The sequence below is a fragment of the Alcanivorax sp. DP30 genome, from assembly GCF_009882945.1.
In the GTDB taxonomy this organism is placed as follows: Bacteria; Pseudomonadota; Gammaproteobacteria; order Pseudomonadales; family Alcanivoracaceae; genus Alcanivorax.
On sequence record NZ_WTUY01000024.1, the window covers coordinates 147,804 to 162,002 of the forward strand.

The 14,199-nt window shown below is 59.0% G+C and carries 16 protein-coding genes; 8 read left to right on the forward strand and 8 right to left on the reverse strand.

Annotation, left to right across the window (positions count from 1 at the left end):
* Position 1: 1 nt before the first annotated feature.
* Positions 2-1,444, forward strand: coding sequence for a M20/M25/M40 family metallo-hydrolase (locus GQF00_RS16520; RefSeq protein WP_161320491.1), 1,443 nt, complete (start codon positions 2-4; stop codon positions 1,442-1,444).
* Here GQF00_RS16520 and GQF00_RS16525 read toward each other — a convergent pair.
* A complete protein-coding gene (locus GQF00_RS16525; RefSeq protein ID WP_161320493.1) occupies positions 1,441-2,190 on the reverse strand; it encodes an NRDE family protein in 750 nt (249 codons plus the stop codon). The genes GQF00_RS16520 and GQF00_RS16525 overlap by 4 nt on opposite strands.
* Positions 2,191-2,300: 110 nt before the next feature.
* On the opposite strand from GQF00_RS16525, the gene GQF00_RS16530 reads away from it, so the two are divergent.
* The 4 genes from GQF00_RS16530 to GQF00_RS16545 all read left to right on the forward strand — a co-directional run bounded on the left by GQF00_RS16530 (position 2,301) and on the right by GQF00_RS16545 (position 5,334).
* Entirely contained in the window at positions 2,301-3,104 is an 804-nt protein-coding gene (locus GQF00_RS16530) for a sulfite exporter TauE/SafE family protein (RefSeq protein WP_370519523.1), read from the forward strand.
* 6 nt (positions 3,105-3,110) lie between these two features.
* Entirely contained in the window at positions 3,111-3,908 is a 798-nt protein-coding gene (gene lgt, locus GQF00_RS16535) for a prolipoprotein diacylglyceryl transferase (RefSeq protein WP_161320495.1), read from the forward strand.
* Complete coding sequence (locus tag GQF00_RS16540) at positions 3,905-4,738, forward strand: thymidylate synthase (protein ID WP_161320497.1); 834 nt, start codon at positions 3,905-3,907, stop codon at positions 4,736-4,738. Before lgt ends, GQF00_RS16540 begins: the two co-directional genes overlap by 4 nt.
* Before the next feature lie 86 nt (positions 4,739-4,824).
* On the forward strand, positions 4,825-5,334 hold the full coding sequence (locus GQF00_RS16545; protein WP_161320499.1) for a dihydrofolate reductase: 510 nt from the start codon (positions 4,825-4,827) through the stop codon (positions 5,332-5,334).
* A gap of 406 nt (positions 5,335-5,740) precedes the next feature.
* Here GQF00_RS16545 and GQF00_RS16550 read toward each other — a convergent pair whose 3' ends face one another.
* The 3 genes from GQF00_RS16550 to GQF00_RS16560 form a co-directional block, all read right to left on the reverse strand.
* Entirely contained in the window at positions 5,741-6,163 is a 423-nt protein-coding gene (locus tag GQF00_RS16550) for an OsmC family protein (RefSeq protein WP_370519524.1), read from the reverse strand.
* Positions 6,164-6,250: 87 nt separating this feature from the next.
* Positions 6,251-6,934: a hypothetical protein gene (locus GQF00_RS16555; protein WP_161320501.1), complete on the reverse strand. Its 684-nt coding sequence runs from the start codon at positions 6,932-6,934 to the stop codon at positions 6,251-6,253.
* An 85-nt stretch (positions 6,935-7,019) separates the two neighbouring features.
* A complete protein-coding gene (locus GQF00_RS16560) occupies positions 7,020-7,538 on the reverse strand; it encodes a DUF6231 family protein (RefSeq protein WP_161320503.1) in 519 nt (172 codons plus the stop codon).
* Positions 7,539-7,999: 461 nt separating this feature from the next.
* Here GQF00_RS16560 and GQF00_RS16565 point away from each other — a divergent pair, with 461 nt between their 5' ends.
* Together GQF00_RS16565 and GQF00_RS16570 are read left to right on the forward strand one after the other, a co-directional pair.
* Entirely contained in the window at positions 8,000-8,176 is a 177-nt protein-coding gene (locus GQF00_RS16565; RefSeq protein ID WP_161320505.1) for a hemin uptake protein HemP, read from the forward strand.
* Between the two features lie 155 nt (positions 8,177-8,331).
* The gene (locus tag GQF00_RS16570) at positions 8,332-9,294 is read left to right on the forward strand and encodes a hypothetical protein (protein ID WP_161320507.1); all 963 of its coding nucleotides are present in this window, start codon (positions 8,332-8,334) and stop codon (positions 9,292-9,294) included.
* Between the two features lie 74 nt (positions 9,295-9,368).
* Here the strand turns inward: GQF00_RS16570 and GQF00_RS16575 are convergent, their stop codons facing one another.
* The 4 genes from GQF00_RS16575 to trxA form a co-directional block, all read right to left on the reverse strand.
* Positions 9,369-9,683, reverse strand: coding sequence for a YqcC family protein (locus tag GQF00_RS16575; RefSeq protein ID WP_161320509.1), 315 nt, complete (start codon positions 9,681-9,683; stop codon positions 9,369-9,371).
* A gap of 8 nt (positions 9,684-9,691) precedes the next feature.
* The gene (locus GQF00_RS16580; RefSeq protein ID WP_237440586.1) at positions 9,692-10,417 is read right to left on the reverse strand and encodes an HAD family hydrolase; all 726 of its coding nucleotides are present in this window, start codon (positions 10,415-10,417) and stop codon (positions 9,692-9,694) included.
* A gap of 98 nt (positions 10,418-10,515) precedes the next feature.
* Positions 10,516-11,775, reverse strand: coding sequence for a transcription termination factor Rho (gene rho / locus GQF00_RS16585; protein ID WP_161320511.1), 1,260 nt, complete (start codon positions 11,773-11,775; stop codon positions 10,516-10,518).
* 286 nt (positions 11,776-12,061) lie between these two features.
* Positions 12,062-12,388, reverse strand: coding sequence for a thioredoxin TrxA (gene trxA / locus GQF00_RS16590; protein ID WP_035232078.1), 327 nt, complete (start codon positions 12,386-12,388; stop codon positions 12,062-12,064).
* Positions 12,389-12,613: 225 nt separating this feature from the next.
* On the opposite strand from trxA, the gene ppx reads away from it, so the two are divergent.
* Positions 12,614-14,104, forward strand: coding sequence for an exopolyphosphatase (gene ppx, locus GQF00_RS16595; protein ID WP_161320513.1), 1,491 nt, complete (start codon positions 12,614-12,616; stop codon positions 14,102-14,104).
* Positions 14,105-14,199: the final 95 nt, after the last annotated feature.

Sequence of the window (14,199 nt, forward strand, 5' to 3'; positions counted from 1 at the left end):
CATGAGGGTGCTAACCCGAGCACTGGCATTCGCTTTGCTGCTGTTGTTGATACTGCTGATGGTCTTGGTTGGGCGCACCCTGATGTTGCCCTCGGCACAGTCGGTCAGTACGACGCCGTTAGCGGTGACATTCACTCAGCAACAGGTGGCCGCCATGAGTGCGCGGCTGTCCACTGCGATTCAGCATCCTACCCTGACGGGTGAGCCTGCAGCGTTTGAACGGTTTCATGCTTTTCTTCAGCAGGCGTTTCCCCTGAGCCACGCTACTCTGCGCCGACAAACTTTTGGCCATAGCCTCCTTTACCACTGGGACAGTGGCAAGAACTGTGCCCCGACCCTGTTGTTGGCTCACCAGGATGTGGTGCCAGTGTCATCCCCCCAATCCTGGCAGCATGCCCCGTTCGCCGGTGAAATAGAGGCTGGGTATTTGTGGGGGCGCGGCACCATGGATGACAAGGGAAGCCTGATGGCGATCCTGGAAGCGGTGGAATCGCTGCTGGCGCAGGGGCTGTCTCCCGATTGTGATGTCTGGCTGGCATTTGGCCATGATGAAGAAACCGGCGGCACCCAGGGGGCCGCAAGGATGGCAGCCTGGTTGCTGTCCCAGGGCCTGCACTTTGACATGGTGCTGGATGAGGGCGGTATGGTGCTGCCCGGAGAAACGCTGGGAATGGAAAGCCCCGTGGCGCTGATTGGCATCGCCGAAAAAGGGTATATCAGTGTCACGCTCCGAGCCGAAGGTGGGGCGGGGCATTCTTCGCGTCCGCCGGAGCAGACCGCCATCGGCGAACTGGCCCGGGGGATCAGCTTGCTGCAGGATTCGCCAAGAGCGGCCACTCTGAGCCCGCCCACCCGTTTGATGCTGGAGCAGGTCGCGCCGTGGCAACCGTGGGCGAAACGTCTGGTGTTTGCCAACCTTTGGCTGTTTGAACCCCTGGTGATTGGCGAGCTGGCCAGCAAGCCGGACACCAATGCGCTGATTCGTACCACCATGGCCCCCACCATGCTGTCAGCGGGAGTAAAAGATAATGTGCTGCCGTCTTCCGCTGAGGCGGTGATCAATTTCCGGCTGGCACCGGGAGACACGCAGGAGTCACTGTTGCGCTGGCTGAAGGCCACCCTGCCTGCGTCGGTCAGTGCCAGTATCCGGGACGGTTTTTTTGCCGAGCCCTCGGCCATTTCTTCCACTGAGTCGGCGGCATACCGGCGCCTGTCGGCGTTGGCCGGAACCTTGCCAGCGAAGCCGGTTGTTGCCCCCTTCCTGCTGATTGCCGGCAGCGACGCCCGTCATTATCAGGCGCTATCTGACAACGTTTACCGTTTCATGCCGGTGGCGCTGGAGCGTGAAGACCTGGCCCGTTTTCACGGCGCCAACGAGCGGCTGGAGCTGGCACAGTATCCAGTGATGGTCAGCTTCTATGCGGCACTGATGCGCGCTCGCTAGGCCTGGTGTGAGCTGGAGCGCTGCCCGCTGCTGCCATCCGGTTGCCAGCACTGCTCCAGCATCTGCGGCTCGCCATGTTTGTCCAGCACCACTGCGCTGCTGGCGCGGGTGCCATAGGTGGGGGAGTGGATAAACACCGGTGCCACCAGTCGTTCGAGATCCAGCCCGACGCCGGTGTCGGGAAGTTCTTCATCTGTCGGCTGGTGGCGATCGTTGACCACGTCCAGCAGCTGCTCCAGCGAGCCGCCCCGCTTGAGGGTTTCTTCAAGATGTCGTTTTGCCCGTTGCACCTTGGGCCAGGGATCATCCATCAAGCCATTGCTGAGGCCGTGAATGCCCGGCTGGACAGGTTGGGGGCTGGCGCCCCGGTTGCCCAGATACCAGAGACTTTCCGGTGTGCCGACCAACAGGTTGAAGGCGCCGTAATGCTGCTGCTCGTTGGCCAGTTCATGGGCGAATTGTTCCGGGCTGGCGGTGGATTCCAGAAAGGCGCTGGGTAACAGGCCGCGGGAGCGCTCGCCGGGCTGACGATCGGTAATCGGCTCCCGGTAGTTGGTCACCACCGCAAAGCGGCCATTTCGGTGAATACCCAGCCAGGTGCCGCCGGCGGTGAGATCCAGACCGCAGAAGATATCGCCGCGCCAGCGCGCGGGTTCGGCAGGACGAGCATGGAACTCATCCCGATTCGCCGCTACCCGCAGCGGTGTGTCGGACTCAGGCCGCCAGTCCAGCAAAACAATACACATTCACATGGTCCCGATTGTCATGTTTACAGCGTCAGGCACCGGGCGTCCGGCGTCCGGCGTTTCACCGTGCTAGCATACCTGCCTTGCGGCGATCTGTGTTGGGAGAGGCTGTGCTGGAATTGTTTCTGATCTGTCTGGCCGTGGGGGTAGGCGCCGGATTGCTGGCTGGGGCGCTGGGTCTGGGCGGCGGTGTGGTGATTGTTCCTGCGCTGATTTTCCTGTTCCACGGCTTGGGCTTTCCGCCGGAGCTGGTGGCCAAGATGGCCGTGGCGACTTCCCTGAGTACCATCATCATTACCTCCATCAGTGCTGTCCGTACCCATCACAAGGCGGGCTTTGTCCGCTGGCCGGTGGCGTTTCGGCTCGGTGCAGGGATTGTACTTGGCGCCTTCGCCGGGGCCTTTATTGCCGACGCCATGAAAGGGGAGCTATTGGCCCGTCTGTTCGGCCTGTTTGCCATGGTGATTGCCGTGCAGATGCTGGTGATGGGGCCCAGAGAGGCAGATGCCTCCCTGCCGGAACGTTTGCCCGGTGCGCTGGGACTCGGCCTGGCCGGTGTGCTGATCGGTACCGGTTCCGCGATTTTTGGCATTGGAGGCGGTTCTCTCACCGTGCCGTTTCTGAGCTGGTGCCGGTTGAAGATGCAGCAGGCCGTGGCGGTATCTTCGGCCTGCGGTCTGCCCATCGCCATCGCGGGTACCGTGGGTTTCGCGGTGGCGGGATGGGATGAGCCGCATCTGCCGGGCGGCGCCGCAGGGTATGTGTTTTTACCGGCCACAGCCGGTATAGTGCTCACCAGTTTTCCGTTTGCCCGCCTGGCTGCCAGGGTCAGCCACCGTTTGCCTTCTGCGACCCTGAGACGGGTCTTTGCTGCGGTGCTTTTCGTGCTTGGGCTGAAACTGTTTTTTGGATAAGAGATTATGGAATTTCCCGTGATTGATCCGGTCGCCATTGCCATTGGTCCTCTCAAGGTCCACTGGTACGGGCTGATGTACATGATCGGCTTTGCCGCCGCCTGGTGGCTGGGCACGGTGCGGGCGAAAAAGCCCGGTTCCGGGTGGACCCGGGATGAGGTCGGCGACCTGGTGTTTTTTGGCGCCATGGGGGTGATCCTCGGTGGCCGCCTGGGCTATGTATTCTTCTATAACTTCAGCAAGTTTCTGGGTGACCCGCTCTGGCTTTTCAAGGTCTGGGATGGGGGCATGAGTTTCCATGGCGGCGCCATCGGCGTACTGGTGGCCTTTGCCCTGTTTGCCCGAAAAACGAATAAACGCTACTTCGCGGTGTCCGACTTCATGGTTCCCATGGTGCCAATCGGGCTGGCCACCGGACGCTTCGGTAACTTCATCAATGCTGAACTGTGGGGGCGCACCAGCGATGTGCCTTGGGCGATGGTGTTTCCGACGGACCCGGATCGGCTGCCGCGGCATCCCTCCCAGCTTTATGAATGTCTGCTTGAAGGTGTGGTGCTGTTCATTGTGCTGTGGGTCTACTCGGCCAAGCCGCGACCTGCCGGGGCGGTGACCGGTTTGTTTGGTGTCGGCTACGGGGCGGCACGAACCTTTGTGGAATTCTTTCGCGAGCCGGATGCCCATATCGGCTATCTGGCGGGCGGCTGGTTGACCATGGGTATGTTGCTGAGCATTCCCATGATTATTCTTGGTATCGCCATGATGGTATGGGCGTACCGCAATGATGAGCGAGGAGTGACGGCATGAAGCAATACCTGGATCTGCTTCGCCATGTGCGGGAGAACGGCACCTTCAAGGAAGACCGGACGGGCACAGGCACCTATGCGGTATTCGGCTACCAGATGCGCTATGACCTGAGCGAGGGCTTCCCCATGCTCACCACCAAGAAGCTGCATCTGCGCTCTATCATTCATGAGTTACTGTGGTTCCTTTCCGGCGAGACCAATATCCGTTACCTGAAGGAAAATGGCGTTTCCATCTGGGACGAGTGGGCCACCGAGGATGGTGAACTGGGGCCGGTCTACGGTGAGCAATGGCGTAGCTGGAAAACTCCGGATGGCCAGGTCATCGACCAGATCACCCAGATCCTGGACGAGATCAAGCGCAACCCTGATTCCCGCCGGCTGGTGGTCAGTGCCTGGAACCCCGCGGTGCTGCCGGACCCTGCCATTTCCCCGGATGCCAATGCGGCCGCGGGCAAGCAGGCACTGCCGCCGTGTCACTGTCTGTTCCAGTTCTATGTGGCCGACGGCAGGCTCAGCTGCCAGTTATACCAGCGCAGCGGGGATATTTTCCTGGGCGTGCCGTTCAATATCGCCTCTTATGCATTGCTGACGCTGATGATGGCGCAGGTATGCAGCCTGGAGCCGGGGGATTTTGTGCACACCCTCGGCGATGCGCATCTGTACTCCAATCACCTGGAGCAGGCGGACACCCAGCTGGCCCGTACGCCGGGCAAACTGCCCACCATGACTCTCAATCCGGACGTGAAGGATCTGTTTGCCTTCACCTTTGACGATTTCACCCTGAGTGATTATGAGCCCCACGCGCACATCAAGGCGCCGGTGGCGATCTAAGGCGGGTCTGACGTCGGAGGTCTGACGTCAGACGACTAAAATCTCCACGTCCGACATCAGACGTCAGACGTCAGACGGATTTCACTATGTCCATTCGACTTTCCATGATGGTCGCCAAGGCCAGCAATAACGTCATCGGCCGGGACAACAAATTACCCTGGTACCTGCCCAACGACCTCAAGTATTTCAAGCAGGTCACCTTCGGCAAGCCGGTGATCATGGGGCGCAAGACCTGGGAATCTCTCAAGGGCCCGCTGCCGGGGCGGACCAATATCGTGATCACTCGCCAGGCGGATTATGTGGCCGAAGGCGCCAAGGTCGTCGCCACCCTGGATGAGGCGGTGGAAATGGCGGAGAACGTGGCGTTCATTGAAGGCCAGGAAGAAACCGTGATCATGGGTGGGGCGGAAATCTACCGGCTGGCACTGCCCAAAGCGGAGCGTCTGTATCTCACCGAAGTCCATGCGGACGTAGAAGGCGATACCTTCTTTCCCGACTATGACGTCTCGCAATGGCAAGAAATCGGACGTGAAGACTTCGCCGCGGAAGGCCCGAACCCCTACGACTACTCGTTTGTGGTGTATGAGAGAGCATAGCTACAAGCTACAAGCTACAAGCTACAAGCTACAAGCTACAAGCTACAAGCTACAAGCTAGCGCTTGGATTGGGTGCCCCGAAAAGTTCCCGAAATCCTCTGCTTTTCTGCGGAGCTGCTGTAGGAGTTCCTCTTGAGGGACGAACCGTGCGGAGTACGGAATCGACCGCAGGGCGATCAGGCATCTCCGGGCACGATAGTTCTTTAAAGAGTGATCGCCCTTCGGTCGCCTCACTGCGCGAGCTTCGCCCCTGGAAGGGATTATTCGCTGCGCTCACCCCTTCGGGGCCGCACTGCGTGCGTTACTCCGCTACGCTACGTTCCTGCAGCTGAAGCAGGCGTGGGGAAAGCGCTGTTCGTTTGGCTACAAGTCAAATTTGCGTTGCCGCCTGTGGCTGGCAGCTGGTTTACCCACGCGGTTCGATAATGACTTCGCTTTTCACTGACTGGGCAATGAAGCACTTCTCGTGGGCGCGTTGGTGCAGGGCGTGGACGCGGGCGGTGTCGGGTTGCTCGCCATTGAAGGTAACCAGAGGCTGCAAGATGATCTGTTTGACGAAAATTTTCGCCTGCGCATTCTGACCCAGAACCGCTGCCGGATCGTCATCGTAGCTGGCCACGGAGAGACCTTCGCGAGCGGCTTCAGTGAGAAAAGACAGCAGATGGCAGCTCGCCAGGGCCGCGATGAAGGCCTCTTCCGGTTCCATGAATTCCTGCTGGCCGTGTTGGCCATCGACCACCCGCACTTCGTTGCCGTCCGGCAAATGCCATAGGTAGTGATCCTGGTTGCCATGGGCAGTCCAGCTCAGGTGCATGGTATGTTGCGGCACAGCGTGTCCCCCGATATTCGTGGTGTTCTTGGTTTCAGTATGCCATTTATCCACGTCTTTGCCATGACCGGACTTGGCGAGCGTATCTCACGACTCAGCCGGGCTGCCTGCCAGCTCCCAGAAACGGAAGATGGCCACGTTGTTGACGGCTGCCATGACGCTGATGGGCAGCGCGATGAGCAGGCTGGCCGCGGCGGTATGGGGCACGGCGGAACTAATCACGCTAGCAATCATGCTGCTGCTCAGGAGATAGGCCAGAAAGACCAGCACGATCACCAATAGCAGGGGCCACTGTTGGGCTTCTGTCATAGTGAACGATTGACGAATGGCGCGTAGCGGGTTGTGTCGGTGCAGCACCACCAGATATGGCGCGAAGCTGAGACGGGCATAGACCCACAGGGCCGGGAAGAAGAACGCCAGCCAGCCAAGCGCCACGCCCATGGCGATGATTGCATAGGTGGCCAGCAGTGCGGGGTACATCAACAAAGCCGGTGCCATGCAGGCAAGCAATCCACCAGGTTTTCCGCCGCGACTGGATGCCAGCTGGGCGATCACGGCGCCTTCTGCCAGTGGGCGCAGCAGCATGATCAGCACCAGGCTGGCAGCACTGAACCCAATGCTGCCTTCAGGCGTTTCGGGAAGGGCGATGGCGGTACCGAAGACCCACTGAAGCATTTCGGTGGCCAGAGCAAAGGGGGCGCAGACCAGAAACAGGGGGCCAAGGTGGCGCCACCAGAAGTAGAGGATTTCGCGAAAACGTTGACCAATCATGGTGTCGCCGACAGAGGTAAAAGTGACGCAACCTTACGTCAGCCCCAAGGGTTTTTCCAGCTGTGAGGCGCCTGAAGGGCAGTGGCTACCACCAGTATCTGCCCCAGTTTTCCGGGTTGGCCCAGAACTTCGAATTGTTCCAGCTGCGCTCGAAGTTGTAGTTGTCCAGATCGTAGCTGTAAATATCCAGCTTTCGCCCTTCCTGGCTGAAGTGGCCCTGTTCCCGGCAGCCCAGAGCCAGGAATCCGTTGCTGGGCCAGCGAAGGGTCTGCGGAGCCAGGGTTGGCTGGTACACCGCCACCACTGAATCGGTATGCAGATTCCTCAGCAGTCCCATCAGGGATTGTCCGTCGCGGTGGGTCATGTATTCCAGCTGATCAGCCACAATCGCCATGTCCACCCGCTGGATATCCTCCAGGGCTTCGAAAGGGGTGGGGGACTGAATTTCAATCAGCTCGCAATCGTGATCCTTGCACCACTGGCTGACCACAGGGATGGGGTTAAGGCTTACCGCCAGAATGGATTTGGGCTGGTGGCTGTCGAGGATAGCGGCCAGCCGTTCCTGGGGGGACTCGGTCATTGGGTGTGCCATCGCAGTATTCATGATTTCAGTCTAACGCCATTACAGGGCGTATTTCGATAGGGGAAAGTAAAAACCTCAGATGCAAGGTGCTCCGCAACAGATGGATGAGGATCAAGCTGCGTTGAGAAATAAAATATTTTTCATTGGCGGTGGGGCTGGAGGAAGATCTGAAGGCGCGGAGATTAACCTGTTTTTGAGCCGGGAAGGCCAGGAACGCTGGTGAGTGATCAATGTTGCGGCTGCGTATTTTGGGAGGCGAATAGAATTGTAGCAAGTCGAAGGAAGAGAGTTGACGTAACGAATGATCGAGCAGAGACGAACTTCGATGGGGCTGTGGCACCATTTTCGAGCTTCGATGGGGCGCCCCTCAACAAGAACGTCTGTAGCGACGCCGATGCGCTGAATCAAAATCCGGAACTGGGAGTTGACGGATCCCCAATCAATAATGATAATGATTCTCATATAAGGATTTGGAGGTCGGCATGACGCAACCAAAGAAAATCGTGACTTCATCCCCGCGCAGGGTGTCCATCAATGCGGAAAGCAGTGTGGCAAGTGCCTTGTTACTGAATCATCAGGGCAAGTTGTGGATCGAGCACGCGGGAGAGCGCTATCTGTTGCGGCGTACTTCCAATAACCGGTTAATTCTTACCAAGTGATGTTCTGCGCGCCACGTTTTCGTTTAATGCCTTGCAATCAATGTGGTGCAAACAACATCGCTCTTTCTCCCTGACGTGGATCGCCAGCCGCCGCCAGCTTTCCACACCTAACAAGCCTGCACCGCAATGACCGGTGCAGTGGAAATGGAGGCAGCATGTCGGTAATGGCATGGCCCTCGGCACCGGCGGCATCTCCCCTGTTACGGCAGTGCGGTGCGGCGCTGGGTGACCGGGTACTGCGGTTGCAGGATGAACCGCTGGCAATTCTCAAGGCGTTATACCGTCTTGGTTCTCTGGTGGTCACCACCTTTTCGTCGGGCTCCAAAGTGTCCCAAAGCATGCACTACCCCGCATTCAGTGACGGGGAGTGGTGGCTGGAGTCGGTGGGGGAGCGTTGTCGCCTGCGTCAGAATTTGCAGGTAGACCAGTGGCATTCTGTGCTGGCGGTGCTGGAGCCCACTGGTTCACTGCCAGCCCGCAGTCTGCTTTTTCTGGATCGGCGCGGGCAGCCCCTGCAGCAAATGGCGGTGGCCCCGGAAAGCGGTGGGCTGGCATTTGAAGAGCTGGTGTGTGCCATGCTGCATCCTGACCAACAGAGCCTGGGGCTGGTGCAAGGCATTTCCCGATTCGGAGGCAGGGTGCTGGGGCCGCTCAGTGAGTTGGAGAAAGACTGGGCGGGCAGTCAGGACGAAGACGATTTTGGCCACCTGTTGACCCGTTGTCATGATCAGCGCGCAGTGCTTTACGATGCCGTCCGTGACAGCTTTGCCTGTCAGGTTCGCCCGGAAACCCTGCCTGCGGTTTTGGGTGAGGCGGCCAACCGGGATTCGGCGACGACATTGTGCGTGGGCAATCAGGGTGTGCGGCTGTGCATGACCGCCCCCTGGTCCTCGCCGCGTTGGCAGGGCAATCATTGTCATCTGGCGCATAACGGTGCCCTGGTGTCGCTGGATATGTCACTAATGCACAGCCTGTGGCGCCTGCGTAAACCGGGCGAAGGGCAGGTGGTCACGGCACTGGAGGCCCTGGATGAGAAGGGCGGCTGGCTTTGGACTTTGTCGGCGGGTGAAGGGGAAAAACCCTGGCGGGATCTGCTTCGTGACAGCGTGATTCGTTAGGGAACCGCTGAATAACACCCGGCTTCCCAGTCGGCGCGCTCCCAAAGTCCAACCCGGACTTTGCCGTTGTCTGCTTAAAAATGTTCGTCGAACGCTTTCAGCAGGCTGATGATCTCACTCTCATCCTGTGCCATTTCCTTGAGCGCTTCTTCGGCCATTGGCGCCACGTCGCAGCTGGCGGGCAGGGGGGCGCCGGCGTCTATCATGGCACGAAAGCGAGCCACAAATACCCACTGCAACCATTCACTGAAATCCATGGTGTCGGCAAAGAAGGGGGTCTGGCTTTGAAAGGCGGACGGCGACGGTGGCTGCGTTGTCCACAGTTGCTGGTTTTCCAGCTCGGTCTGCAGATCATTCAGGATGGCAGTCAGGGCGGCGTGTTTATTCATCAAGAAATTCACTCGTCAAAGAGGGGAATCAGGTCGGGGATTTCCTGAAGGTTGTGAATATGGTGACTGGGCTGCGCCAGTTCAACCGGCCAGTCCATATCCACCAGATTTGCCCAGATCGCATGCATGCCGTGTTCGCGGGCAGCATGGACATCCTCCAGTGGGTGGTCGCCGATGTGCAGGGCCTGGCCGGGGCCAACACGGGCATCCTGCAAGGCTGCGGCAAACATGTCTGGTGCAGGTTTGCGCTTGCCGATGGTTTCGGCGGAGTGGTGAAAGGCAAACAGATCATCGATACCGATCATTTTCAAATCGGCATTGCCATTGGTGAGCGCGCCAAGCATGTAGCTGTCGGCCAGTTGCTCCAGCACTGCACGGGCGCCGGGGAAGAAACGCACCTGGTTACGGGCAGCGTGGAACACCTTGAAGGCATCCAGGGCAATGCGGCGGGCTTCTGCCTCGCCGAAACCATGCTCCATAAAGGCGCGGTTCATGGCGTCCTGACGCAGGGCGGTGAGGTTATCCAGGTACTGGGGTTTTTCCTTGAGCAGGGCGGTGCGCACCGCTCGCACCCGCTCGGCGCTGAGGGCGGCAGAGGCATCCGGGTGGTGCTCGGCGATCCAGTCACTGCAGGTTTTCTCCGCGTGACGAATGACTTCGTCCACCGGCCACAGGGTATTGTCCAGATCGAAGGTAATCAGTTTCAGGTTGCTCATGGGAGTATTGTAACGCATGGGCCGGCTGGCTGCGTTGGCCACTGTTGCCGTGATGGTGAGGCGCAGAAACGCAAAACCCCGCCGAAGCAGGGTCTTGTTGGAGCCTGAGGCGCGAGTTACTTGCGCTTCATGGAATCGAAGAATTCCAGGTTCGTCTTGGTTTGCTTCATGCGGTCGATGAGGAATTCCATGGCACCAATTTCGTCCATGGGATGCAGCACCTTGCGCAGGATCCACATCTTCTGCAGCTCGTCTTCGCTCACCAGACGTTCTTCGCGGCGGGTGCCGGATTTGCGGATATTCATGGCCGGGAACACGCGCTTCTCTGCCACCTTGCGGTCCAGATGCAGCTCCATGTTGCCGGTGCCCTTGAATTCCTCGTAGATCACCTCGTCCATCTTGGAGCCAGTATCGACCAGGGCGGTGGCGAGGATGGTCAGGCTGCCGCCTTCCTCGATGTTCCGCGCAGCACCGAAGAAACGCTTGGGCTTTTCCAGGGCGTGTGCGTCAACACCACCGGTGAGCACCTTGCCGGAGCTGGGCTGTACCGTGTTGTAGGCACGGGCGAGACGGGTGATGGAGTCGAGCAGAATCACCACGTCCTGCTTGTGCTCCACCAGTCGCTTGGCCTTCTCAATCACCATCTCGGCCACCTGAACGTGACGGGCCGGCGGCTCGTCAAAGGTGGACGCTACCACTTCGCCGCGCACGGTCCGTGACATTTCGGTCACTTCTTCCGGACGCTCGTCGATGAGCAGTACGATCATGTGGGTTTCGGGATTGTTGCGGGCGATGGACTGGGCGATGTTCTGCAGGAGCATGGTCTTACCGGCTTTTGGCGGGGCCACGATCAGGCCGCGCTGCCCTTTGCCGATGGGGGCCACCAGATCAATCACCCGGGTGGTGATGTCTTCGGTGGAGCCGTTGCCGATCTCCATGACCAGACGCTCGGTGGGGAACAGGGGCGTCAGGTTTTCAAACAGGATCTTGTTCTTGGCGTTTTCCGGGCGGTCAAAATTGATCTCGTTGACCTTGAGCATGGCGAAGTAGCGTTCGCCATCTTTGGGCGGGCGGATCTTGCCGGAAATGGTATCGCCGGTACGCAGGTTGAAACGGCGGATCTGGCTTGGAGACACATAGATGTCGTCCGGGCCTGCCAGGTAGGAACCTTCGGCGGAACGAAGAAATCCGAAGCCGTCCTGCAGGATCTCCAGCACGCCATCGCCGTAAATGTCGGAGCCATTTTTGGCGGCGCGTTTGAGAATGGAAAAGATGACGTCCTGCTTGCGGGTTCTTGCCAGGTTCTCGAGACCGAGTTCCTTGGCAATGTCCAGAAGTTCTCCAATCGGCTTCTGCTTCAGTTCAGAAAGATTCATTGGCGTATGTTTTTGCTTTGGATGAATTGAGAGGATGCACCGCCAGCGGTGCCACAGTTGTTTTGATAATCCGGTTTTTCGGAATCTGGCCCGGCAAGCCTAAAAAGGGGGCCACAGGAATATAAGGTAACCAGAGGTTCCGAAGGACTAACTAAAAGGGGGTGCTTGTAAGGAGGTTCCTTAAAGCTGTTCTGGAATCTACCACTATGGGCTGGGGCTGTCTATAGGGGTGGAGGCAGTAATGCCCCGGCCGGCAGACCGGGGCGTTACAGGGTGTTTCCGTGGATCAGAGGGTGCTGTCCAGGAATGCGCTCAGCTGGCTCTTGGACAGGGCGCCTACCTTGGTGGCTTCCACGTTACCGTTTTTGAAAACGCTCAGGGTCGGAATGCCGCGTACACCGTACTTTTTCGGGGTTTCCGGGTTGTCGTCGATGTTGATCTTGGCGATGGTCAGGCGGCCTTCATACTCTCCGGCCAGCTGTTCCAGGATCGGCGCGACCATTTTGCAGGGACCACACCAGGGTGCCCAGTAGTCCACCAGCACCGGGCCGTCTGCATTGATGACCTGGGCTTCAAAGTCCGCGTCGGTCACATTGATAATCTCGCCGCTCATCGATTTCTCCTGATATAAAGGGATTGGCTGACCACTGGGGTCGTCGCACTGGGCAATAATATCAGGTTGCGGGCACTCATTTTCAAGCGAGGGAATGAATTATCGTCACAGGATTTGCCTATCGCGGTCAGTAAGCGGCAAAGTAAAACAACATTTTTTGCTACCGCTGACATCCTAACGCCATGATTTAAAGGTACTATCGGCCAATTCGCAAAAGGAGTATGCATGGAGCACGGCGAACATCTGGCCGCCATAGATCTGGGGTCGAACAGCTTTCATATGGTCGTGGCACGGCAGGTGCACGGCGAAATCCAGCTCCTGGACGGTTTGTCCGAGAAGGTGCAACTGGGCGCCGGCCTCGACAGGGACAACTGTCTGGACGACGAAACCCAGAGCAGGGCACTGGAATGTCTGGGGCGCTTTGCGCAGCGTATTGCCGGCATTCCCCGCGGCAGCGTGCGGGTGGTGGGCACCAATACCCTGCGTCAGGCGCGTAATGCTCGCCAGTTCATTGACCGGGCCGAAGAAGTGCTCGGGCATGATATCGAGATCGTGGCGGGTCGCGAAGAGGCTCGCCTGATTTACCTGGGGGTGGCACATACCCTGGCGGACGATGCCGGGCAGCGGCTGGTGGTGGATATCGGTGGCGGGTCAACGGAGCTGATTATCGGCGAGCGCTTTGAGTCCTCGGAAACCGAGTCCCTGCACATGGGCTGCGTCAGTTTTGCCAAGCGCTTCTTCGCGCAGGGCAATATCACCGAGAAGGCCTTTGACAAGGCGGTGACCGCAGCCCGGCAGGAGGTACTCTCCATCCACGCCAACTACCGGCGCATTGGCTGGCAGCAAAGCGTCGGCGCGTCCGGCACCATTAAGGCTATCAGTCAGGTGTGCGTCGAGAACGGCTGGTCCGATACCGGTATTACCCTTGAGGGCCTCAAGAAAGCGCGAAAGCGTGTCATCAAGGCGGGAAATGCGGACAAGCTCGACCTAAAAGGGCTGCGCGAAGATCGCCGGCTCATCTTCCCTTCCGGGCTGGCCATCCTTTACGGCATCTTTGAGCAGCTGGGTATCGAGCAGATGGAGGTGTCCAGCGGTGCACTTCGCGAAGGCCTCCTCTACGACCTGCTGGGTCGATTTGGCCATGAGGACGTGCGCGATCGCAGTATCCAGTCACTGATGAACCGCCATCATGTGGAGCGTAGCCAGGCAGAGCGGGTCTGTGAAACTGCCATGTCGCTGTTTGGCCAGGCGGCCAGTGACTGGGGGCTGGAAGACGAGGAAATGTCCGATACCCTGCGCTGGGGAGCGCTCCTGCATGAGCTGGGATTGGCCGTATCACACAGTCAGTTCCACAAGCATGGCGCCTACCTGATCACCAATTCTGACTTGCCCGGCTTCTCGCGGCAGGAACAGCAGGCGGTGGCGGTGCTGGTGCGCGGGCATCGGCGCAAGATTCCAGTGAGCGCACTGGAAGAATTACCTGCGGATGAACGTGAGCCGTTGCTGCGCTTGTGTCTGGTGCTGCGCATCGCCGCACGCCTGCATCATGCCCGCTGTGACGAAGCGACTCCGGCCATGAAGTTGAAGGCAGAGGGGAATGCTCTGGCGCTGGCTTTCCCGGAAGGATGGTTGGACGAACACCCGCTGACCCTGGCAGATCTGGAGCAGGAGCAGGAGTATTTTCAGGCGGTCGGGTGTGAGCTTAGGTTGAGTTGAGTTGAGCTACGAGCTACGAGCTACGAGCTACGAGCTACGAGCTACGAGCTACGAGCTACGAGCTACGAGCTACGAGCTACGAGCTACGAGCTACG